This is a genomic window from Paenibacillus sp. F024, from assembly GCF_057814255.1.
On sequence record NZ_JBVASZ010000041.1, the window covers coordinates 1 to 20,566 of the forward strand.

The following is a 20,566-nucleotide window of genomic DNA, read 5'->3' on the forward strand; positions in this document are numbered from 1 at the left end:
CTGCAAAATGTATGGACTAAAGACGCTTTTGTAAATCGCATGCGCATGAATGACGAACATCGGAAAGCCGTATGAGGGAAAACTTCACGTACGGTTTGATGAGGAGGGGCTGAAAAAAAAAAAAAATCAGTCCTTTACTCTAGAAAGAGTAAAGAGGAGCTGTTGGGCAACAAACAGCTCCTCATGGTTTTATTATTTATAAATAAGACCGCCAGCTTCCTTGAACTCTTTGGATTTTTCCTCCAGGCCTTTATCAATAGCTTCCTGATCCTCAAGCCCTTGCTGTTTGGCATAGTCGCGAATGTCCTGAGTAATTCTCATGCTGCAGAACTTGGGACCGCACATGGAACAGAAATGGGCTGTCTTGGCGCCTTCCGCAGGAAGCGTCTCGTCATGATATTCCATGGCTCTTTCCGGATCCAAGGATAAATGGAATTGATCTCTCCAACGGAATTCAAAACGCGCCTTGGATAAGGCATTGTCTCTTTCCTGAGCTCCGGGATGGCCTTTGGCCAAATCCGCGGCATGTGCTGCGATTTTATACGCGATGACTCCTTCGCGAACATCGTTCTTGTTCGGAAGCCCCAAATGCTCCTTTGGTGTAACATAGCACAGCATAGCGGTGCCGAACCAGCCGATCATGGCTGCGCCGATGGCGGAAGTAATATGGTCATATCCAGGGGCGATATCTGTCGTAAGAGGACCCAGAGTGTAGAACGGAGCCTCCTGACATACTTCAACCTGGCGATCCACATTTTCTTTAATCATGTGCATAGGTACGTGTCCGGGTCCTTCAATCATAACCTGAACGTCATGCTTCCATGCGATTTTGGTCAGCTCACCAAGCGTTTCCAGCTCTGCGAATTGGGCTTCATCGTTGGCATCCGCAATGGAGCCCGGACGCAATCCATCACCAAGGGAGAATGCAACATCATAGGTTTTCATAATTTCACAAATTTCCTCAAAATGAGTATAAAGGAAATTTTCCTTATGATGCGCCAAGCACCACGCGGCCATAATGGAGCCGCCACGGGAAACGATTCCCGTAACTCGTTTCGCTGTCAAAGGAACATAGCGTAAAAGCACACCGGCATGAATCGTAAAGTAGTCAACGCCTTGTTCGGCTTGTTCGATCAAGGTATCCCGGTAAATCTCCCAAGTCAGCTCCTCCGCTTTACCGCCGACTTTTTCCAAGGCTTGATAAAGTGGAACGGTACCGATCGGTACGGGGGAGTTGCGAACAATCCATTCACGGGTGGTATGAATATTTTTGCCCGTCGACAGATCCATGATGGTATCTGCGCCCCAGCGAGTCGCCCATCTCATTTTTTCAACTTCTTCATCAATCGACGAAGCGACCGCCGAATTTCCGATATTGGCATTGATTTTCACTAAAAATTTACTGCCGATAATCATCGGTTCGCTTTCCGGGTGATTGATGTTGGAGGGGATGATCGCACGGCCTCTTGCGACCTCGCTGCGAACAAATTCCGGTGAAACATTCTCGCGAATGGCGATATATTCCATCTCAGGTGTGATAATCCCTTTTTTGGCATAATGCATTTGCGTAACATTCGAGCCGCTCTTGGCTCGTAACGGCTTACGCTGCAAACCCGGGAATATTTCCGCCTGATCAACAGATTCCTCTTTCAGATAACCGTTGTCCTCAGGCTTGATCTTTCTTCCCTCGTATTCCTCGACATCACCGCGCTCCAATATCCAATTCCGGCGGTTAAGCGGAAGACCCGAGCGAATATCGGTTTGGAGCTCGTTGTCGGTGTAAGGACCGCTGCAATCATATACCCTAACAGGTGGATTTTCTTCTACGCTGTCGCCTCGGGTTGTCGGGGTTAAACTAATTTCACGCATGGGGACCTTAAGATCCTCGCGCGAGCCCTGCACATACACCTTCTTACTCCCTGGAATCGCTGAAAGATTGGGAGCGGCTCCTTCTTTTGCTTTGATTTCGCTTGCCATTTCAATTCCTCCTCAGAATGAATGTGATCAAGCGGAGAAAACCTCGATGTAAACAAAAAAGACCGCAACGGGAAAGAAGCGGTCTTTGAATACACAAAGGCTAGGACTTTTCCTCCGCTGGCATTACCCAGATCAGGTATTACGGTCGATAGCAATCGGCTACCCTCTCAGCCTGGCAACTCCCAAGCTCCCGTTGTTATTCAACTGTCATACCCAATAATAACCATAGGAATTTGAAAAATCAACACTTTTTTAAAAAGGGGATCAAGGAATTTAGTCTTTAGAAGTTTTTGGAAATCGAGTATGATTACATAGTAAACGTGTGCATAAAAAAACATTGGTGGAAACAGGGAGAGAACGTGGATGAATGACGGACTGGAAGCGCGAAACTTTAGAATACCGCTGTTTTGTACGGTCACATTGCTGTTTTGGTTTTCGATGTACACCTGTGTGCCGATTCTAACCGCATATGTTGAATATCTTGGCGCTTCTTACAGCTTGGCCGGACTGATTGTCGGCATGTACGGATTGAGTCAAATGCTGCTGCGAATTCCTGTAGGAATCATCTCGGACCGTTATCACAAGCAGAAATTGTTTATTATATTCGGTTTGGTTTTTTCGGTTTTATCCGGTATCGGGATTTTGGTCACACAGGAACTGACGTGGATTTTGCTGCTAAGGGCAGCGGCAGGAGCGGCTGCGGCGACTTGGGTAGACTTTACGGTTTTGTTTGCCAGCTACTACCGTAAGGAAGAGACGACTCAAGCCATCGGAACGATATCATTTTACAATTCTCTCGGGCAGATGTTCGGAATTCTTTGCGGCGGATGGTTTGCCGATATGTATGGTTGGGAATCTTCTTTTCTTATCGGTGCGGCTGTAGGAGCGTTAGGACTTGCAGGTGCTTTTTTTCTGGTAGAGACCCCCAAGAAAAGCACACAGCCCATGACCTTCAAAAGCGTGATCGAGGTGGGCGGCGACAAGACGCTGCTGACCGTCTCTTTACTTGCCATCCTTTTTCAAGTGCTGACATTCGCCACGGTTTTCGGATTTACCCCCGTTTATGCTCAATCGATCGGCGCAACGAAGCTGGACATGGGACTGCTGACGTTTTTTTCGACATTTCCAATGGCGGTAGCGTCGCTGGTAGGGGGCAAATATATGGCGCATAAGCTGGGTGAAAAAAATATCATTATCATCGGATTTATCTTTTCCGGGATCTTCACGATTCTTATTCCATTTTCTTCATCGTTATGGATTCTGATGCTCACGCAATGCTTTGCCGGGATTGGCCGGGGACTCGCTGCGCCTGTCTTGATGGCGCTTAGCATAAAGCATATGGAGGCGGGAAAGAGGGCTACGGCGATGGGATTTTACCAGGCGATCTATGGCTTGGGGATGTTTGCGGGTCCCTTGATTATGGGGACAGCCGGAGATTGGCTGACCTTGCAGCAGGGTTTTATTTGGATGGGAGTTTTAGGATGCCTGACGGCTCTGCTGTCTCATCTGATGTTAAAGCAGCGCGGCCTTACCTTTGGGGATACCTATTGCGCGAAGCGCCAGGCATGATCCATCGGAACCAAACGCTCGGGCTGCAAGCCCGGGCGTTTGGTGGTGAAAAAGATCAGATGAACCATGCAGCCGAAACAATCACAAGAAGGATGAAAAGGACGAGAATCACACCCGTGGAAGTAAATCCATGACCAAATCCTCTTACAAAGCTCATTGATAACAGCCTCCTTCCGCCTTAGCATTCTGCATCTTATGAATGAGGGCGGTTCGGAGGGTGGGCTATGACCAAAAATGTGTGTATGTCACGGTGATAAGAAACAGACGGCTGACGGCTGACGTAATTCGTTCAAGGTACACTTAAAATGATCCATTTTGTGAATGTAAGAGGTGTAAAGGAAACGGATGCGTTACGAAACAGAAGTGCGGTTCGCCTCTCTTTTTTTCTGCTCCTGTATTGGGTATAGTAGATTTAAAAGAAGCCTGATGAGGATAAGGAGCCTGCTGTCATGAACGATTTCGAGAAAAATTTGGAGAAGTATGCCGAGCTCGTCATCCGCGTGGGAGTCAATCTCAGTCCCGGACAGATTTTATTGGTTGAATCTCCCCTGGAGACCGCCGAGTTTACCAGGAAAGTCGTGCAAAAAGCATACGAGGCCGGTGCCAAATATGTACAGGTCAATTGGGAGGACGAGGCTGTGACCCGCGCACGCTTTACCTATGCCCGGGACGAATCGTTCACCTATTATCCCGAATGGATCCCGGACATGATGGAGCGGTTGGCCGAAGGGGGAGGCGCGCTGCTGCACATTAAGGTTCCGGATCCGGACTTATTCCAGGGCATTGATCCGGATAAAGTATCCGCGGCTGCCAAAGCTGCAGCGACGGCAAGGCGGACATTTCAGGGATACGTGCGGACCAACAAGCTCAGCTGGTGTCTGGTCAAAGCTCCGACCCGCGCGTGGGCAGCCAGGGTGTTCCCCGAGGTGCCGGAGGATGAACGCGTGAAGGTTATGTGGGATACGATCTTCTACATGAATCGTGTGAATACGGACGATCCGGTGTCCGCTTGGCAAAACCATATTGCAGAACTCAAGAAGAGGCAGGACCTGTTGAATCGAAAAGGATACAAGAAGCTTTATTATAAAGCGCCCGGAACGGATTTGACGGTGGAGCTACCGGAAGATCATATTTGGTTGGGGGGCGGGGACACCAACGAGCGCGGGGTATATTTCGTGCCGAATATGCCTACGGAGGAAGTTTTTACTCTTCCTAAGAGGGAGGGTGTTAACGGTACGGTGACCAGCACGAAGCCGCTGAATTTGAACGGACGCCTGGTTGACCGCTTTGTCATCACCTTCAAGGACGGAAGGGCGGTGAATTATTCTGCAGAAGTAGGTCAAGAGCATCTTGCCTCTTTGCTTGACACGGATGAGGGAGCGCGGTATCTGGGTGAAATTGCGCTTGTGCCGCATGACTCGCCGATTTCCAATCTAAACCGGATTTTCTTCAATACCGGCGTGGACGAGAATGCATCCTGCCACGTTGCATTAGGCAGTGCCTATCCGGTTAACCTGCGGAATGGAACAAAGCTGTCGCAGGAAGAGCTGCTCAAAGCGGGAGCCAATGTCAGCTTGACTCATGTGGATTTCATGATTGGTTCGGTCGAGCTCGACATTGACGGCGAACTGCCGGACGGCACGATTGAGCCGGTCTTTCGCGGCGGAAATTGGGCGTATTGAAGCCAACCCGAAAAAAGGAGCAACGAACGGATGAATTTTTTGAAGCTTCCCAAAGAGCAAAAAGAGCAGATGGTTTGGCGTGTTCAGCAATATTTTGAAGAGCAAAGAGGCGAATCGATCGGAAATCTGGAGGCCGAGCAGTGGATTGATTTTATGATCGGGATGTTGGGGCCATCGGTCTACAATCAGGCCATAGGGGACGCAAGACGGATGCTGCTGGATAAAATGTCTGCAATGGAAGACGAGCTGTACGCTCTGGAGAAGCCGGGGGGAAGCAGCAAATAAGCAAATATTGCTGTATGCTTTTCTTATAGAGCCCTTGTTCAATACCATTTTTCTATTTCAAGAGACATAGGGCTTATGATATAATCTTTTATTAGTTATGCAAATGCTTGTGTAGGGAGTGAGCAGTTTTGTCTCTGATAGTTATGAAATTCGGCGGAAGCTCCGTTGGTGATGCGGAGCGGATGAAACGTGTGGCCAACCGTGTGGTAGAGAGACAACGCGAGGGCCATCGGTGCGTGGTTGTCGTTTCGGCGATGGGAGATACCACGGACGATTTAATTGACTTGTCCAAACAAATTTATCCGGGTACCCCTCCTGCGCGTGAGATGGATATGCTGCTGACGACAGGGGAGCAGGTTTCGATAGCTTTGTTGTCCATGGCGATACATAGTCTGGGAGGTTCGGCGGTTTCCTTCACCGGTTGGCAGGCGGGGATGTACACGGAAGCGGTCCACGGCAAAGCCCGGATTACGGATATTCAACCGCAGCGTGTGCTTAATGCGCTGGAAGAAGGAAAGATTGTCATCGTTGCAGGCTTTCAGGGCATGACCGAGGAGGGCGAGATCACGACGCTTGGCCGCGGCGGATCGGATACGACGGCCGTTGCGCTTGCCGCGGCGATTCAGGCGGATGTGTGTGAAATTTTCACCGATGTGGACGGCGTTTATTCAACCGACCCGCGCATCGTAAAATGTGCGCGTAAGTTAAACGAAATCTCGTACGATGAAATGCTCGAGCTTGCCAATCTCGGAGCGGCGGTTCTTCATCCGAGAGCCGTTGAGTACGCAAAAAATTACAATGTTAAGCTGGTGGTTAGATCCAGCTTTAACCATAACGAAGGTACGAAAGTGAAGGAGGAAGCGGCGATGGAACAAGGCATCGTGGTACGCGGCATTGCATACGACAAAAATGTAGCGAGAATCAGCATTCTGGGTGTGGAAGAGAAACCGGGCCAACTGGCTAAGGTGTTCACGGCTCTGGCAAAAGAACAGATTGATGTGGACATCATCGTGCAAAGCGGGGTTCTCAACGGACTCGCGGACTTCTCCTTCACGGTATCGTCGTCCGACCTGGACAAAGCGCTGCAGGTGATCCAAGGCATCCGCTCTTCCGTAGGCTTCAGTGAAGTGACTTCCGAAACGAATCTGGTCAAAGTGTCCATTGTCGGCGCAGGTATGGTAAGCACTCCGGGTGTTGCCGCCAAAATGTTCGAAGTGATCTCGGAGCTTGGCATCAGCATTCTGCTGGTCAGCACGTCCGAAATCAAGACATCCTGCGTCATCGAGAACGGCCGTTTGAACGAAGTGGTACAAGCTCTGCACACCGCATACGGCCTGGATACGGATCAAACTGTATTTGTCGGCGGACCGTCAGAAAGAAGATAAGCTAGCGTATTTTATCAAACAAGAACGTAAACACTTTGAGCAAAAAAGCAGTAATCCCTGCGGCCATTAACGGACCGACAGGAATACCCTTAAGAAAAATAATTCCGAAGATCGAACCGATGACAAGGCCCACAATCATTTGTGGGTCTATTTTTAATAGCTCGAGCCCCTTGCCGTTCATGTACGTGGCGATCGCTCCGCCCAGCAGGGCCAGGATACCGGGCCAAGTGGTAAACATGGAGGTTACGTCTTTGATTGAAATTCTCTCACTTGCAAAGGGAACCAGAACCCCCATCGTCAAAAAGAGCAGCCCGAGCTCGAGTCCCCTTCGTTCAATGGTTGGCAAATACCGATCCAGACTGATGAGCTTCATGATTAAAAGTACACAGGCGGCTGTCGTAATAATATGAGAACGGCCGATCAGCCCGATGATAATCAGTGCAACAAGCAGTATGTCTCCGTTCATGGCTAAGCCCCTTGTCCATTTGGTTTCTCTTTATATGTATGAGGGGTCAACCGAATTAGAACGAAGCCTTCTCTGTTTATCTCAATTGCACAGCGGATTGTGGAATACAATACGGTAAGGCCGCCGATAGACATAAACGGCGGCTTCCCGCTGCAGATTTAGGCCGTTGTTTCCTGATTGCTTCGATGCTGCTCTGATCGTCTTTTAAATCATCATGGCGCCACCCTGGAAATACGGGACGGCTTGAATCCGGTTGACCTGACTGCAATAAAGAACATCTTCTTTAAAGCCGAGGCGGGTCAGGCGCTTGCCGTTTGCGCATGACAGAATCGTCTCAGCGAGCCGGTCCTGCGTTTGGCGGTACGCATGCATCATGGCCAAGCCCAAGTCGTTAACCTCGCAGTCGCCGCCGGTTAGGCGGACCAGCTCGTCAGTCAGCAATCCTGCACACAGTCCGTCTTCCAGACTGAATACGTCGTGAGTCCCCGCACATAGCAGAGCAATCTCTTTTTGCAGCTTTAACGCTTGGGCGGCGCAGCTGGATGCATTCAGCAATGATCCTGCCAAAATATGCGACGCTTTATGTGATTTTTGCACTGCCCTGGTGCCGTTTGTGGTAGTCATGATAATACGTTTTCCCGCCACGTCCTTAGCAGAATATTCGAACGGAGAATTGCCGAGGTCAAAACCGGGTATCTTCTTGCAGCTGCGTTCGCCTCCAAGCAAGTCTTCCGGAAGCTGCAGGCTTTTGGCCTGCGATACGGTTTCGGTTGGAATAATGGACCTGCTGCCGTTCGTAAGCGCCGTCAGTATAGTGGATGTGGCCCGCAGCACATCGATAACGATCACCGTTTTGTTCTGAAGCTCATCCGTAAGCGCTTCGCCCACGCTGGCGATGACCTGCACATTCATGCCTTAGCACAGCCTTCCTTTCTAGATTTGCCAGTTGAAGCTTTGATAGGATTCCTGCCTGGCTTCATCAGCCAGAAGCAATGTATCCGATCTAAGCCCCCGTCTTAAAGCCTCTAATGCGATGACATCTCCAGGAGCAATGTTGCCGAGGTGGATGTCCGTGCCAAGCATGTGCAGCAGGTGCACCTGCTGTTCCTTTTGCGGGGCTTCCCATAACAAAAGGTCGGCTCTTGGCACTCGTTGCAGGACCTGCTCTATCTCTTGATCTTTGCATGCTCCGTTGGCGTCATAGATGCCCACGCCTTTACCCGATTCCCTTCCTTCAATCGTAATCAGACTGGCGCCAAGCTGTGAATCGATCGTTACCGTTTGGATCAGTTCCTCAATTTCAATGGTTGAGCCCCATCCTTTTTTTCCGTATTCGGTAATGACCTTAAATCCTTCATTGAGGCCGCGGCAGATGAGTTCGCTGCGCAGATTGCGCGAAATTTCAATGGTCCCATCCGAGATTTCCAGACCGTTAAAGCCCAAAAGCGCCGCCATTTGAAAATAGTGGTCTATCTTGTGCTGACGGATCGCCACTTCCAGGAATGTGCCTCCAGGATACACTGTAATGTCATATGCTTTGGCCATCTCTATTTTTTTCTTTAGGAAATCCGTCATATAGAGCGGCGAGGTGCCGAAGCCGATTTTCAGCATGTCGATATAGGCGCCTGCCGTCTGCAGCAAATCCTCCAAGGCGTGAAGCCCCAGTCCTTTGTCAATCACCATTGTTTTGCCCAATAAGCGCGGTTTATGTGTCCGGCGTCCGGTCGGATCGCTGAGCAGGGCATTCCACTGCAGCGGTGTTATAACCTCCATCTTTTATCGCCTCGCTGTAAGTTAGTCTTGGATTACTGTGTCATCATATGCATTTTCGATTGGGGTTGTGCCCAGCATTCCTAAATTAAGACGAGCTCGCATAGGATGGGTATAGAAACCAATGGATGGGGTGAGACGGATGTCGATGTTGAACAAAATTGTGCTCAGTATGGCCATGATCCGAATTGTTTCGGGAAGTATCGAAATCGCCGCGGCCATGCTGATGCTCCGCTTTAACCAGATTGAGAAAGCGCTGCTGGTGAACTCGGGTCTTGCGCTCGTAGGGCCGTTTGTGCTTCTGACGACGACGACGATTGGTCTGATAGGGCTGGCGGATAAGCTTTCGGTCGGCAAAATGTTATGGGTGATGGCGGGAGTCAGCTGCATTTTTATCGGAATCTTAAAAAAGTAATCTGTCATATTTCACTAGGCAGGGCATACACATGATTGTAGAAGTTGGACAGACTGACGCCGGAGGCCTCGTCGTACGAACACAGTGTTTGTTGAGACTTAAGCCGAGGGGCTGCCGTAATGACGTCGCAATGTTGATTGACGACTGACGGCAAGTAAAGCGCCGTAACCGTCGCAATGATGATTGACGACTGACACTGGATTCCATCAGTGTAACCGTCGCAATGTAGGAGGAATGTGCTTTGATCGGATCGGTGCTGCCGTTTTTTTCTGCCTCTGTGCGGCAAATTCTATCAACTCTACCAATATCCATTCAAGTCGAATTGCAAGAAATCCGGATTCGCGAGTCGCGTCCGCTTGAAGTCATATGGAGCACAGGACACGGCTTTGTTGCCGAAAAAGGCGGCTTGAGCCCGAACCCCGAGCAGGCATACCGGCCGACCCGCAAAGATTGCGCAACGCTGCTGGAGCTATTGACCCAGCATTCCATGTACACGTTCGAGGAAGAGCTGAAGCGGGGATTTATCACTGTCGCCGGCGGACATCGGATTGGTCTCTCCGGAAGGACGTTGGTCGAACAGGGCAAAGTGAAATATATAAAGGACATCAGCGGGTTCAACATACGGCTTGCCCGGGAATGGAAACAAGCGGCGGCAAGAGCTTTGCCTTACCTGCTGGAGCCCAAAGCCGGATTCGTTTATAGAACACTGGTCATTTCCCCCCCGCAGCAGGGAAAAACCACATTTATCCGCGATTTGGCCCGGCTTCTTAGCTCAGGCGGCAAGGAAAACGAATCGCCAAGGCCTCACAGGAGCTTTAAGGTGGGCATCGTGGATGAACGCTCAGAGATCGCAGCCTGCGTGAAAGGCGTACCCGCTTTTGACGTCGGTCCCAGAACCGATGTGCTGGATGGATGCCCGAAGGCCGAAGGCATGATGATGATGATCCGTTCCTTGTCTCCGGAGGTGCTGATCGCCGATGAAATCGGACGGGCAGAGGATGCAAGCGCCATACATGAAGCGCTTCATGCGGGAATCAGTGTCATAGCTACTGCACATGGCCGGGATCTCGAGGATGTAAAGCGAAGACCGATCCTGCGTGAACTGCTTGAAGCCGGCGTATTTGAACGATTCGTTGTTTTGCGCCGAGGGACGATGGCTGAAGCGGCAGCTTCGGGCCCGGTTACGGCGGTGTATGATCCGCTTGGCAAACGATTGGATGACCGGCATACCTTGAGAGGGGGGATGACCTTATGAGAGAGCGCGAAAGAAGGGACCCCGAATGCTGAAGCTGTTGGGTGCTATGCTGATTCTGCTGGCGGGTACCCTTCTGGGTTTTTATCAGGCATCCCAATTGTCGCGAAGGCCCAAGCAGGTCTCCGAGCTGATCCGGCTCTTGCAGCGGCTGGAGTCGGAAATCGTGTACGGTTTCACCCCGCTAGCGGAAGCACTCAGACAAACCGGAAGAACAGGGACCCATCCGGTAGGTACATTGTTTCAGGATACGGCGGCTGAGCTGGCGAAACCGGACGGGCGCTCGGTCCAATTGGTCTGGGAGCAGACGCTGAAGGCAGGCTGGAGGTACACCTCCATGAAGCCAAACGAGAGGGATGTGCTGCTGCAGCTCGGCTCTACCCTGGGACTGACCGACAGAGAGGATCAGGTCAAGCATCTCCGATTGGCCGTCAGTCAACTGCAAGCGGAAGTGGAAAGCGCCCGGGAGGAACAGCAGCGGTATGAACGAATGTGGAAAAGCCTGGGACTACTGATGGGGCTACTCGTCGTAATCTTGATGTATTAGGTGAGGTGCCGCCAATGAACGTAGATGTAAACGCGATATTCCAGATTGCCGGCATCGGCATCATTATCGCTATGATTCATACTGTACTCAAGCAGATGGGCAAAGAAGATATGGCACATTGGGTAACCGTCATCGGTTTTGTCGTGGTTCTGTTTATGGTCGTCCGTTTGTTAGACAGCCTCTTCAATGAAATCAAAACGATATTCCTCTTCCAGTAAGAGGGGGTGAAGCCTGTGGAGATCATACAAGTGGTAGGACTCGGGTTGATCACGACCGTCCTTGTGCTGATCATCAAAGAGCAGAAGCCGATGTTCGCCTTTTTACTTACCACCTTCACGGGGATTACGATCTTTTTGTTCTTGATCGGCAAAATATCGACCGTGATCGGAGTACTGGAGGAGCTGGCGAACAAGGCCGAGATCAACCTGATCTTTCTCAAGACCATATTGAAAATCATCGGCATCGCCTATATCGCGGAGTTCGGGGCGCAGGTCGTCAGAGACGCGGGGCAGGAAGCGATTGCCTCCAAGATTGAGCTCTCCGGCAAAATTCTTATTATGGTGATGGCCATTCCGATCGTATCGGTCATCATCGAAACCGTAGTCAAGCTGCTTCCCGCTTGAACTGTCGCAGCGGGCTGGAGAGCGAAGCGAACCGGGAGATGAAGCTATGCTGCATCTGAAAAAACGTATGCCGCTTGAGAGAAGCCTCGATTTGATCGAAGGCAAGGGCAAGGATAGACGTCGGAAGCTGCTGCTTCTCTGGATCGCTGTAGTGACGGCGCTGCTGTTTGACGGAGGGAATTCCATAAGCTGCTGGAAGCAGGGGGGATGTGAAATAACCGCCTACGCAGCGACGCCGGCAGAAGAACTGATACGGGAGCAGGCGGAGCGGCTGCCCCTGGATCAAGTGGAGCAGTTCTGGAGCCGCTTGATGAGGCAATACGGAGGGTATTTTCCCGATTCCGCAGCGCCTTCATTCATGGAGCTGCTGCTTGGAGCCAAAGAGTTCGGCATCGGATCGATTTTCTCCGGGCTTATGAAGTACTTTTTTCACGAGCTGATTTATGGCGGCAAGCTGCTGGCTTCCATTGTGATCTTATCGGTTTTCAGCATGCTGCTGGAGACGCTTCAGAGCTCCTTTGAGAAAAACAACGTGAGCAAAATCGCCTACGCCATTTCCTTTATGGTGCTGATGATTATGGCGGTCAACAGCTTTAACCTGGCGATCGGCTACGCCAAAGCCGCGATTTCGGACATGACGCACTTTATGATTGCTGTCGTTCCGCTGCTCCTTACGCTGCTGGCCTCGATGGGGAATGTCGTTTCCGTATCCGTGCTGCATCCGCTGATCGTGTTCATGGTTCATGCCGTAGGGACGGCGATCTATTTTGTCGTCTTTCCCCTGCTGTTTTTTTCGGCGGTGCTTCATATCGTAAGCGCGCTGTCAGACAAATACAAGGTGACGCAGCTTGCCAATTTACTGCGAAATATCAGCTTGGGCTGTCTGGGGGTATTCGTTACCGTTTTTCTCGGGGTGGTTTCGGTTCAGGGCGGCACGAGCGCGATTGCGGACGGAGTGACGATCCGAACGGCCAAATATATCGCCGGCAATTTCGTGCCGGTCGTAGGCAGGCTGTTCTCCGACGCATCGGAAACGGTCATTGGGGCATCGCTTTTGGTTAAAAATGCGGTAGGGCTGTCGGGAGTCGTCATTATCATGGTCCTGTGCGCGTTTCCCGCGCTGAAAATTATTGCGCTCGCGTTTATCTATAATCTGTCTGCGGCGGTGATGCAACCGTTAGGCGATCATCCGATGATCGCATGTCTGGAAACAATCGGAAAAAGCTTGATTTACGTATTCGCTGCATTGGCGGCGGTAGGGCTGATGTTTTTCTTGGCAATTACAATCCTGATTGCGGCGGGAAACGTATCCGTGATGATGCGGTGATCTCCGAACGGGGAAGGGGGATCCGCTATGGACTTCCTGAGCGGCTGGCTTAAATCGGTCATACTCGTCATATTGCTTGCGACCTTCGTGGATTTGCTGCTGCCGAATCAATCGATGCAGCGCTATGTCAAAACGGTGATCTCCCTGTTTCTTCTGCTGACGCTGCTGCAGCCTGTTTTAACCTTGTTTGAAAAGCGCCCCCTTATTGACCAGAGGATTGGTGAAGCGCTGTTCAAACAGGACGCCGCCTGGAGCTGGCAGAGCGGTAACGGGGCAGACCCGATAGAGCCGCTTCCCGCCATACAGCAAAGAGCGGAGGCGCTGAGGCTAAAACAGGAGGAGCAGACCCACCGGATGGTGCAAAATCAGGTTTCCGAATTAATCAAGCGCAAAATTGAACAAACAGGCGGGGTACAGGTGCAAAGCGTGAAGGTTGCCACCAAATCGGACGAGAACGGGCAAGCTGTCATTCAGAGTGTGGCGTTGTCACTGGACTTTGTTCCTTCAAACACAAAAGAGCTGAAGCAAGGGCTGTCACGAGCAGCGGGGAACAAAGAGCCCGTCAAGCCGGTGGAACCGATTGGCATTGCAGCGGTTCAAGTTGGTGAAGGCCGAAAAGATAAAAATTCGACTCCGGTATGGGCATCGGAAGATAAACAGACGGATAGCCTGCCGCCGGAGGCGCTGCAGAAACAGACGCAAATCATGCTGATGCTGGAGCAGGACTGGCAGCTCACCAAGGACCAAATTCAGCTTCAGATCGGAATATCCTCGAGGAGGTGAATCGATGGGAGACAACACGGAGAAATCAAAATGGCCATGGAGCCTCTTTAGCGGCGGGCCGGGCGGACCCAAACGAATCCAGACCCTCCGCTGGCTGCTGCTGACGGGATTAGTCGGAGCCGCATTGATGATACTGAACGCTTTCATTTCGGTGAAAGAGGTGGATCCCATCGGTGAGGGGCGCGCTTCTCCTGTCGATCAAACACAGCCGGTCTTCGGATCGAGCGGCAAGGAGTCCGGCCCATTCCGTGAATTTGAAGAGGCCTATCAATCGCAGCTTAGGGAGATTTTGAGCAAAATTGTCGGGGTAGGCGAGGTGGAGGTGCTCGTCACGATTGAATCAACCGAGGAGGTCACGGTTGAACGCAACACCCAGGAAACGCAGCAAACCACCAATGAGCAGGACCAACAAGGAACCAAAAGGCATATTACCGATATTTCACGCAAAGGGGAGGTTGTGCTTTACGAGGTGTCCGGAGGCAAGAAGCCTCTCGTTGCCAAAACGATCAAGCCTCACATCCGCGGTGTGCTGGTCGTGGCTAGAGGGGCGGAAAATTTGACGGTGAAAAAGATGATATCCGAGGCTGTGGAACGAGGACTTGGCGTCCCTCCCCACCGGATTTCCATCCTGCCGCGGAAACAATAAACCGCGTTAGAAGCAGAGAAAAAGCAATGAACTCATTTAAGGAGGAATAGAGATGAACTCGAAAAAACAAACAATTTGGCTTGTATCCATGCTGAGCTTGATGGTCGTTTTGTCAGCCTACTATTTGTTTACGGAAGACGTAAGTCAATTGGAGTTGAATACGGCCAGCGGAACGAAAGCCGAAGAAGTCATTATCAACGCAGGCCAATTGGACGGCGTGCCTCAGGGTACAGCCAATGTACAGACAGCGCCGCAGCAAAGCAAGCAGCAGCCTGCCGCTGACGGCGGAGCCAAGTCCGACCCGCAAAAGAGCAGTCCGAACGCCGAAACCCCTTCCGCAGTTGAACCGGAATCCGGTGCGGATCCGACGACGGCGCAGCCTGTCTCCAAGAATGACTCGAATTCCGGAGGCCAAAACGCCAGAGTACTGGAACAAATGAAGGCCCAGGCTACCTCAGGCTCCGATTATTTTATCAATCTGCAAATGAAGCGCGATGAAGCGATGTCCAAACAGGTTGAAGCGTTGATGACCATTTTGGCCGACACTAAGCAAACGCAGGAAACTGCCGTCAAAGCGCAGACGGATCTGCAAAAGCTTCAGGACATGGAAACGAAGATCTCTTATTTGGAAGAAAATCTCATGAAGGAATTTCCGCAAGCAGTGATTACCCAGGACGGGGAAAAATGGAAAGTGACGGTTCAAGCGAACAAGCTGGAAAAAAGTCAAGCCGTCAGCATTGCCGATCAAGTCATGAAAGAGCTTAATATCATCCCGGACCATATTGCGATACAGTATAAACCTTAAACTGAATTTGCCATTCTGCTGAACAAGAGTCCCCTTTGCGGGACTCTTTGTTCATATGTACCAGCTGAAACGTCACATTTCTTAGGGTGATTGTTTTACATGGTGTCTCTGCGTGAATCAAGCGGTGTTGTAACTTACTTCATAGGCAAGCACCAAGAAACTCTTTCCTTGCCGGAAGATTGTGATATAATAACAACGTCGTTTGTTTCACCTTACGTTTCAGCCGCTTTACGCAGCAAGCTGCTGCCGGCTGGGACAAGACGCCAAAGGAGTGAATCTATTTGTTTAAGTTAAGCGAAATCAAAGAACTGATTAAGCTAGTGGATCAAACCTCTTTACAAGAGCTGGAAATTGAAAACGAAGGCTCCCGCCTTTTGATTCGGAAACCGAATAAAACCGAACAGGTCGTCGTCACTGCCGCCCCTGCGGTGCAAGCTTATGCGCCTGCAGCCGTTCAGCAGACTATTCCTGCAGCTCCTGCTGCAGCCGCAAACATATCGGCAGCCGAGACGCCTGCCGCAGCTGATGCCGGCTTACATACAATCGTATCTCCAATGGTAGGCACATTCTATGAATCTCCGTCTCCGGGAGCGGCGCCGTTCGTTTCCAAGGGCAGCAAAGTGAAGGAAAAGACGGTTGTCTGCATCCTCGAAGCAATGAAGCTGATGAACGAGATTGAAGCCGAGGTTAAAGGTGAAATTGTCGAAGTACTGGTAGAAAACGGCCAGTTGGTCGAATACGGTCAGCCTTTATTCCTGGTAAAACCGGAGTAAGTAGGAGGAGAACATCATTGAAGTTTCAGAAAATCTTGATTGCCAACCGCGGTGAAATCGCCGTTCGGATTATCCGCGCCTGCCGTGAGCTCGGCATCTCCACGGTCGCGGTATATTCCGAGGCCGATCGGGAGTCTCTTCATGTCCGTTTGGCGGACGAGGCCTACTGTATCGGACCGACGCTCTCTAAAGACAGCTATCTGAACTATACAAACCTGATGAGCGTAGCTACGCTTACGGAAACGGATGCCATACACCCGGGCTACGGTTTTTTGGCGGAGAATGCGGATTTCGCGGAAATTTGCGAAAGCTGCAACATCACGTTTATCGGACCTTCTCCCGATGCTATCAGCAGAATGGGCGACAAGTCTGTAGCCAAGCAGACGATGAAGGATGCGGGCGTACCGGTTATTCCGGGTTCTGACGGACTTGTGGAAGATATGGACGAGGCCATCCGGATCTCCCGGGAAATCGGCTATCCCGTCATTATTAAAGCAACGGCCGGTGGCGGAGGCAAAGGGATTCGGCTGGCCGAGAACGAGGAAATGCTGATTCAACAAATTACCACCGCGCAGCAGGAGGCACAGAATGCTTTCGGTAATGCCGGGGTCTATCTGGAAAAGTATTTAACGGGAATGAAGCACGTCGAAATACAGATTCTGGCTGATAAGCACGGCAATGTTGTGCATTTAGGTGAGCGTGACTGTTCCGTGCAGCGCCGCCGCCAGAAGCTGGTAGAAGAAGCGCCGTGCCCGATTCTGACACCAGAAACCCGCTCAAGGATGGGAGAAGCGGCTGTGCGTGCAGCTAAGGCTGTAGACTATAGCGGCGCAGGTACGCTTGAATTTTTACTTGGTCCCGACGGACAGTTTTATTTCATGGAAATGAACACGCGCATTCAGGTGGAGCATCCAGTGACGGAGTTGATTACCGGCATCGATATCATTAAAGAGATGATTCGTGTGGCCGAAGGGGCGCCGCTTTCCTTTACCCAGGATGACGTGAAGATCAACGGTTGGGCGATCGAGTGCCGGATTAACGCGGAGGATCCCGAACGCAATTTCATGCCATCTGCCGGCCAGATCCAGTTTTATTTGCCGCCGGGCGGCTTTGGGGTGCGGGTGGATAGCGCAGCCTACCCTGGATACACGATCTCGCCGCATTACGATTCCATGATCGCCAAGCTGATCGTTTGGGGATCGGACAGGGAAGAGGCTGTGCAGCGGATGAAGCGGGCATTGTCCGAATTTACCATTGAGGGAATTCACTCAACGATTCCTTTTCATTTAAAGCTGCTTGAGCATAAGAAGTTTCTGGCCGGCGACTTTGACATTAAGTTTTTGGAAGAGCATGATGTGAACGACCCGAATTCTTGATTTGCATTTCATTGTCATATTTTTGCCGGGATGGTATAGTATACAATAAGACAAGGTTTGGGCAGCTATCATGATATAGTCGCTTTGCCGGATCATAAATTTAACTATGAATGTTTTTTGAAGCCGTTTTTGCTTGAGCAAAAACTCGGAGGAGGACCTATCCATGAGTACACTGGCTGCGGATTATGAGAAGACCGAGATGGGCACGATTCAGATCGCTCCCGAGGTGATTGAAATCATTGCCGGTATGGCCACCGTAGAAGTTCCCGGTGTTGCAGGGATGAGCGGGGGATTGGCAGGCGGCATAGCCGAGCTTCTCGGACGCAAGAACGTATCCAAAGGCGTGAAGGTCGAAGTGGGGCAGCGTGAAGCGGCCATCGACGTTTCGATCGTCATCGAATTCGGATCGAAAATTCCCGAGGTGGCAAGCGGCGTGCAGACGAATGTGAAGCAGGCGATTGAATCGATGACAGGACTTAGCGTAGTGCAGGTTAACGTTCATATTCATGATGTGATCTTCAAGGGCGCCGACAAAGTCGAAGAAGTCGAGGTATCTCCGCAACGCGTGAAATAAACATTAAAGCCCGGTTGAACCCCCATACCTCATCGTCTGGGGGTTTCCTCCATATTTCGGAAGGAGTCGGAATACGTGGTAAAAGTACTCGACAGACTGCTGCTATTGCTTTTCAGCTGCGCTATACTCATTGCTTCCGTCGTTCTATTGTTCTCAGCCTTCGGACTCATTCCCCCAGTCGCTGCAGAAAATTTTGTCCATGACGTATATTATGATTTGGACACGGCGGTCATATTCATCTCGATTACCTTTGCGGTTTTTCTGATCAGCATCCGTTTTCTTTATCTGGCCGTTCGACGGGGGAAACCGGATGTGCCTTCCATTGACCAGAGAACCGAAATTGGAGACATCCGCATTTCGCTCGATACGGTTGAGAATCTGTCGCTTAAAGCGGCGGGCCGTACACGCGGTGTGAAGGATTTACGTTCGCGCGTTAAGGTTAGCCAAGCGGGGCTTGAGATCACAGTCCGCGCCATCGTTGACGGCGAAAGCTCCATTCCGGCGCTGACAGAGGAGATTCAGGCCAATGTCAAAAATCACATTGAAGAAATCACGGGTATTCCGGTTGCACATGTGACTGTTTTCGTTGCGAATATCCAGCAATCGTCCCCGACTTTCAAAAGTCGAGTGGAATAGAGGTGAGCTTCCCGGATGTGGATGCAAATATGGGAACAACTGCGGGAAAAGCACAGGGGCAAAACCTTCGGCGTCCTTGCCGGGAGCGTCTTGGGAATGATATATTTGTTCTTTGGCTTGTGGCGTATGTTAATCTTTGTCCTGATCGTATATACTGGTTATTATATAGGGAAAAAGTTGGACCGGAACGAGCCGGTGTTTCCCGCAGAAGACACTTGGCGCTGGCTAATGGACAAATGGAGATTGTTCCGCTAAAATCCTTGGGATAGCCTAAGGATTTTTTTAATGAGCCTTTAAGTGAACCAACAGGAGGTTTTATTGGTTAATGAGACGAAGATTGGCAAGGGAGCTTGCGCTGCAAAGTCTGTATCAAATTGAGATGAACGAAGTGACGTCCAATGACGCGATTGCTCACGTCGTTGAAGAGGCAAGAGGCGAAGATGAAGCACAGCTGACACGGGAGCGGGATCAGATATCGCCGGTTGATGTGATCGAGCTTGTGGAAGGGACCACGCAGAATAAGCAGCAAATCGATAGTTTATTGGCAGATTATTTAAAAGGCTGGCAAATCGACAGATTGTCCAAAGTAGACCGTGAAATATTGAGACTGGCAACTTACGAGATGGTGTATAAAGAGGATGTACCTGCCAAGGTAGTCGTGAATGAGGCAATCGAAATGGCCAAGAATTTCGGGACGGAGGAATCGGGGAAATTCGTCAATGGCGTTCTCGGTAAGATGATCAAGGATTTGGATAAGCTGCGGGAGCAGACGCCGAAAGTCTGAACAAAGGAAAGGGGTACGGGTGAGATGTCCGCACAAGTGATTAATGGTAAAGAAATCGTGAGCGCCTATCGCGCGCAAATCAAAGAGCAGGTTGAGCAGCTTACACAGCAGGGAGTTCGTCCGGGACTGGCCGTGGTCATCGTCGGGGACGATCCGGCATCACACGTATACGTTCGCAATAAAGCAAAGGCCTGCGAAGAGGCGGGAATGCATTCCGAGGTGTACAAGCTTGCCGAGCAAACGCCGGAGGCTGAGGTGCTCGCCTTGATTTCCAAGCTGAACCAGGATTCCGCCATTCACGGTATTCTTGTACAGTCCCCTCTGCCGAAGCACATTTCGGAAGAGCGTGTGGTTGAAGCGATCGCTGTGGAGAAAGACGTCGACTGCTTCCATCCGGTCAATGTCGGCAATCTGATGATCGGTAAAGAAGGGCCGGCTCCTTGTACTCCTGCAGGAGTGATCGAGATTTTAAAGAAGATCGGCGTGGACATCGCAGGCAAGCATGCTGTGGTCGTCGGCCGGAGCAATATCGTCGGCAAGCCGATGGCGATTCTTCTGCTTAGAGAAAATGCGACAGTAACCGTTTGTCACTCGCGCACTAAGAATATGGAGGAGATTACACGCCAGGCGGATATCCTTGTAGCGGCGGTCGGCAAGGCCAAAATGATCAACCGCAAGCATATCAAGCCGGGGGCGGTAGTGATCGATGTGGGCATTAACCGGCTCGAAACCGGGAAGCTGGCGGGAGACGTTGATTTCGACGATGTGCTCGATACGGCAAGCTACATAACGCCCGTTCCAGGCTGCGTCGGTCCGATGACGATTACCATTCTTCTTCGCAATACGCTGGAAGCGGCGCAGCGGTCGGCAGGCGCACAAGCGGCTTTGTGA

At 50.9% G+C, this 20,566-nt stretch carries 25 protein-coding genes; 20 read left to right on the forward strand and 5 right to left on the reverse strand.

Features of this window, described 5'->3' with window-relative positions; translation table 11 throughout:
• Positions 1 to 192: 192 nt before the first annotated feature.
• Entirely contained in the window at positions 193 to 1,977 is a 1,785-nt protein-coding gene (gene thiC / locus ACZYR9_RS24275; protein ID WP_488980992.1) for a phosphomethylpyrimidine synthase ThiC, read from the reverse strand.
• Positions 1,978 to 2,340: 363 nt separating this feature from the next.
• Here thiC and ACZYR9_RS24280 point away from each other — a divergent pair, with 363 nt between their 5' ends.
• Positions 2,341 to 3,546 (forward strand): MFS transporter, encoded by a 1,206-nt coding sequence (locus tag ACZYR9_RS24280; RefSeq protein ID WP_488980993.1) that lies wholly within the window; start codon positions 2,341 to 2,343, stop codon positions 3,544 to 3,546.
• Between the two features lie 55 nt (positions 3,547 to 3,601).
• Here the strand turns inward: ACZYR9_RS24280 and ACZYR9_RS24285 are convergent, their stop codons facing one another.
• Positions 3,602 to 3,703: a YjcZ family sporulation protein gene (locus ACZYR9_RS24285; RefSeq protein WP_488980994.1), complete on the reverse strand. Its 102-nt coding sequence runs from the start codon at positions 3,701 to 3,703 to the stop codon at positions 3,602 to 3,604.
• Positions 3,704 to 3,995: 292 nt separating this feature from the next.
• Here ACZYR9_RS24285 and ACZYR9_RS24290 point away from each other — a divergent pair, with 292 nt between their 5' ends.
• The 3 genes from ACZYR9_RS24290 to ACZYR9_RS24300 all read left to right on the forward strand — a co-directional run bounded on the left by ACZYR9_RS24290 (position 3,996) and on the right by ACZYR9_RS24300 (position 6,898).
• Positions 3,996 to 5,228: an aminopeptidase gene (locus ACZYR9_RS24290; RefSeq protein WP_488980995.1), complete on the forward strand. Its 1,233-nt coding sequence runs from the start codon at positions 3,996 to 3,998 to the stop codon at positions 5,226 to 5,228.
• Positions 5,229 to 5,258: 30 nt separating this feature from the next.
• Complete coding sequence (locus ACZYR9_RS24295) at positions 5,259 to 5,513, forward strand: DUF2164 domain-containing protein (RefSeq protein WP_488980996.1); 255 nt, start codon at positions 5,259 to 5,261, stop codon at positions 5,511 to 5,513.
• 128 nt (positions 5,514 to 5,641) lie between these two features.
• Positions 5,642 to 6,898, forward strand: coding sequence for an aspartate kinase (locus tag ACZYR9_RS24300; protein ID WP_488980997.1), 1,257 nt, complete (start codon positions 5,642 to 5,644; stop codon positions 6,896 to 6,898).
• Position 6,899: 1 nt separating this feature from the next.
• Here the strand turns inward: ACZYR9_RS24300 and ACZYR9_RS24305 are convergent, their stop codons facing one another.
• The 3 genes from ACZYR9_RS24305 to comA all read right to left on the reverse strand — a co-directional run bounded on the left by ACZYR9_RS24305 (position 6,900) and on the right by comA (position 9,137).
• Positions 6,900 to 7,364: a DUF441 domain-containing protein gene (locus tag ACZYR9_RS24305; RefSeq protein WP_488980998.1), complete on the reverse strand. Its 465-nt coding sequence runs from the start codon at positions 7,362 to 7,364 to the stop codon at positions 6,900 to 6,902.
• A gap of 204 nt (positions 7,365 to 7,568) precedes the next feature.
• Positions 7,569 to 8,276: a 2-phosphosulfolactate phosphatase gene (locus ACZYR9_RS24310; protein WP_488980999.1), complete on the reverse strand. Its 708-nt coding sequence runs from the start codon at positions 8,274 to 8,276 to the stop codon at positions 7,569 to 7,571.
• A 21-nt stretch (positions 8,277 to 8,297) separates the two neighbouring features.
• Positions 8,298 to 9,137 (reverse strand): phosphosulfolactate synthase, encoded by an 840-nt coding sequence (gene comA / locus ACZYR9_RS24315; protein ID WP_488981000.1) that lies wholly within the window; start codon positions 9,135 to 9,137, stop codon positions 8,298 to 8,300.
• 145 nt (positions 9,138 to 9,282) lie between these two features.
• Here comA and ACZYR9_RS24320 point away from each other — a divergent pair, with 145 nt between their 5' ends.
• The 16 genes from ACZYR9_RS24320 (at position 9,283) to folD (ending at position 20,566) form a co-directional block, all read left to right on the forward strand.
• Positions 9,283 to 9,549 (forward strand): YqhV family protein, encoded by a 267-nt coding sequence (locus ACZYR9_RS24320; protein WP_488981020.1) that lies wholly within the window; start codon positions 9,283 to 9,285, stop codon positions 9,547 to 9,549.
• 241 nt (positions 9,550 to 9,790) lie between these two features.
• Positions 9,791 to 10,804, forward strand: a complete 1,014-nt coding sequence (gene spoIIIAA / locus ACZYR9_RS24325; protein WP_488981001.1) for a stage III sporulation protein AA — start codon at positions 9,791 to 9,793, stop codon at positions 10,802 to 10,804.
• 25 nt (positions 10,805 to 10,829) lie between these two features.
• Positions 10,830 to 11,348, forward strand: a complete 519-nt coding sequence (gene spoIIIAB, locus ACZYR9_RS24330) for a stage III sporulation protein SpoIIIAB (RefSeq protein ID WP_488981002.1) — start codon at positions 10,830 to 10,832, stop codon at positions 11,346 to 11,348.
• Positions 11,349 to 11,362: 14 nt separating this feature from the next.
• Positions 11,363 to 11,566, forward strand: coding sequence for a stage III sporulation protein AC (gene spoIIIAC / locus ACZYR9_RS24335; RefSeq protein WP_054817751.1), 204 nt, complete (start codon positions 11,363 to 11,365; stop codon positions 11,564 to 11,566).
• Between the two features lie 15 nt (positions 11,567 to 11,581).
• Positions 11,582 to 11,971, forward strand: coding sequence for a stage III sporulation protein AD (spoIIIAD, locus tag ACZYR9_RS24340; RefSeq protein WP_488981003.1), 390 nt, complete (start codon positions 11,582 to 11,584; stop codon positions 11,969 to 11,971).
• Positions 11,972 to 12,038: 67 nt separating this feature from the next.
• The gene (spoIIIAE, locus tag ACZYR9_RS24345) at positions 12,039 to 13,298 is read left to right on the forward strand and encodes a stage III sporulation protein AE (RefSeq protein ID WP_488981021.1); all 1,260 of its coding nucleotides are present in this window, start codon (positions 12,039 to 12,041) and stop codon (positions 13,296 to 13,298) included.
• A gap of 27 nt (positions 13,299 to 13,325) precedes the next feature.
• Complete coding sequence (locus tag ACZYR9_RS24350; protein ID WP_488981004.1) at positions 13,326 to 14,081, forward strand: stage III sporulation protein AF; 756 nt, start codon at positions 13,326 to 13,328, stop codon at positions 14,079 to 14,081.
• A gap of 4 nt (positions 14,082 to 14,085) precedes the next feature.
• Entirely contained in the window at positions 14,086 to 14,727 is a 642-nt protein-coding gene (spoIIIAG, locus tag ACZYR9_RS24355) for a stage III sporulation protein AG (protein ID WP_488981005.1), read from the forward strand.
• Positions 14,728 to 14,779: 52 nt separating this feature from the next.
• The gene (locus tag ACZYR9_RS24360) at positions 14,780 to 15,532 is read left to right on the forward strand and encodes a SpoIIIAH-like family protein (protein ID WP_488981006.1); all 753 of its coding nucleotides are present in this window, start codon (positions 14,780 to 14,782) and stop codon (positions 15,530 to 15,532) included.
• A gap of 281 nt (positions 15,533 to 15,813) precedes the next feature.
• Positions 15,814 to 16,305 (forward strand): acetyl-CoA carboxylase biotin carboxyl carrier protein, encoded by a 492-nt coding sequence (gene accB / locus ACZYR9_RS24365; RefSeq protein ID WP_488981007.1) that lies wholly within the window; start codon positions 15,814 to 15,816, stop codon positions 16,303 to 16,305.
• Positions 16,306 to 16,322: 17 nt separating this feature from the next.
• Positions 16,323 to 17,681 carry an acetyl-CoA carboxylase biotin carboxylase subunit gene (gene accC / locus ACZYR9_RS24370; RefSeq protein ID WP_488981008.1) on the forward strand — a complete coding sequence of 453 codons (1,359 nt, stop codon included), beginning with the start codon at positions 16,323 to 16,325 and terminating at the stop codon, positions 17,679 to 17,681.
• Positions 17,682 to 17,844: 163 nt separating this feature from the next.
• Positions 17,845 to 18,255: an Asp23/Gls24 family envelope stress response protein gene (locus ACZYR9_RS24375; RefSeq protein WP_488981009.1), complete on the forward strand. Its 411-nt coding sequence runs from the start codon at positions 17,845 to 17,847 to the stop codon at positions 18,253 to 18,255.
• Positions 18,256 to 18,330: 75 nt separating this feature from the next.
• Positions 18,331 to 18,891 (forward strand): alkaline shock response membrane anchor protein AmaP, encoded by a 561-nt coding sequence (gene amaP, locus ACZYR9_RS24380; RefSeq protein WP_488981010.1) that lies wholly within the window; start codon positions 18,331 to 18,333, stop codon positions 18,889 to 18,891.
• A 15-nt stretch (positions 18,892 to 18,906) separates the two neighbouring features.
• Positions 18,907 to 19,146 (forward strand): DUF2273 domain-containing protein, encoded by a 240-nt coding sequence (locus ACZYR9_RS24385; protein ID WP_488981011.1) that lies wholly within the window; start codon positions 18,907 to 18,909, stop codon positions 19,144 to 19,146.
• A 70-nt stretch (positions 19,147 to 19,216) separates the two neighbouring features.
• Positions 19,217 to 19,675 (forward strand): transcription antitermination factor NusB, encoded by a 459-nt coding sequence (gene nusB / locus ACZYR9_RS24390; RefSeq protein ID WP_488981012.1) that lies wholly within the window; start codon positions 19,217 to 19,219, stop codon positions 19,673 to 19,675.
• 24 nt (positions 19,676 to 19,699) lie between these two features.
• Positions 19,700 to 20,566, forward strand: a complete 867-nt coding sequence (gene folD, locus ACZYR9_RS24395) for a bifunctional methylenetetrahydrofolate dehydrogenase/methenyltetrahydrofolate cyclohydrolase FolD (protein ID WP_488981013.1) — start codon at positions 19,700 to 19,702, stop codon at positions 20,564 to 20,566.

Coding starts and splice junctions, on each gene's coding strand:
- thiC (WP_488980992.1), bottom strand. CDS start 1,977: ATGGCAAGCGAAATCAAAGCAAAAGAAGGAGCCGCTCCCAATCTTTCA.
- ACZYR9_RS24280 (WP_488980993.1), top strand. CDS start 2,341: ATGAATGACGGACTGGAAGCGCGAAACTTTAGAATACCGCTGTTTTGT.
- ACZYR9_RS24285 (WP_488980994.1), bottom strand. CDS start 3,703: ATGAGCTTTGTAAGAGGATTTGGTCATGGATTTACTTCCACGGGTGTG.
- ACZYR9_RS24290 (WP_488980995.1), top strand. CDS start 3,996: ATGAACGATTTCGAGAAAAATTTGGAGAAGTATGCCGAGCTCGTCATC.
- ACZYR9_RS24295 (WP_488980996.1), top strand. CDS start 5,259: ATGAATTTTTTGAAGCTTCCCAAAGAGCAAAAAGAGCAGATGGTTTGG.
- ACZYR9_RS24305 (WP_488980998.1), bottom strand. CDS start 7,364: ATGAACGGAGACATACTGCTTGTTGCACTGATTATCATCGGGCTGATC.
- ACZYR9_RS24310 (WP_488980999.1), bottom strand. CDS start 8,276: ATGAATGTGCAGGTCATCGCCAGCGTGGGCGAAGCGCTTACGGATGAG.
- comA (WP_488981000.1), bottom strand. CDS start 9,137: ATGGAGGTTATAACACCGCTGCAGTGGAATGCCCTGCTCAGCGATCCG.
- ACZYR9_RS24320 (WP_488981020.1), top strand. CDS start 9,283: ATGTTGAACAAAATTGTGCTCAGTATGGCCATGATCCGAATTGTTTCG.
- spoIIIAB (WP_488981002.1), top strand. CDS start 10,830: ATGCTGAAGCTGTTGGGTGCTATGCTGATTCTGCTGGCGGGTACCCTT.
- spoIIIAC (WP_054817751.1), top strand. CDS start 11,363: ATGAACGTAGATGTAAACGCGATATTCCAGATTGCCGGCATCGGCATC.
- spoIIIAE (WP_488981021.1), top strand. CDS start 12,039: ATGCCGCTTGAGAGAAGCCTCGATTTGATCGAAGGCAAGGGCAAGGAT.
- ACZYR9_RS24350 (WP_488981004.1), top strand. CDS start 13,326: ATGGACTTCCTGAGCGGCTGGCTTAAATCGGTCATACTCGTCATATTG.
- spoIIIAG (WP_488981005.1), top strand. CDS start 14,086: ATGGGAGACAACACGGAGAAATCAAAATGGCCATGGAGCCTCTTTAGC.
- ACZYR9_RS24360 (WP_488981006.1), top strand. CDS start 14,780: ATGAACTCGAAAAAACAAACAATTTGGCTTGTATCCATGCTGAGCTTG.
- ACZYR9_RS24375 (WP_488981009.1), top strand. CDS start 17,845: ATGAGTACACTGGCTGCGGATTATGAGAAGACCGAGATGGGCACGATT.
- ACZYR9_RS24385 (WP_488981011.1), top strand. CDS start 18,907: ATGTGGATGCAAATATGGGAACAACTGCGGGAAAAGCACAGGGGCAAA.
- nusB (WP_488981012.1), top strand. CDS start 19,217: ATGAGACGAAGATTGGCAAGGGAGCTTGCGCTGCAAAGTCTGTATCAA.
- folD (WP_488981013.1), top strand. CDS start 19,700: ATGTCCGCACAAGTGATTAATGGTAAAGAAATCGTGAGCGCCTATCGC.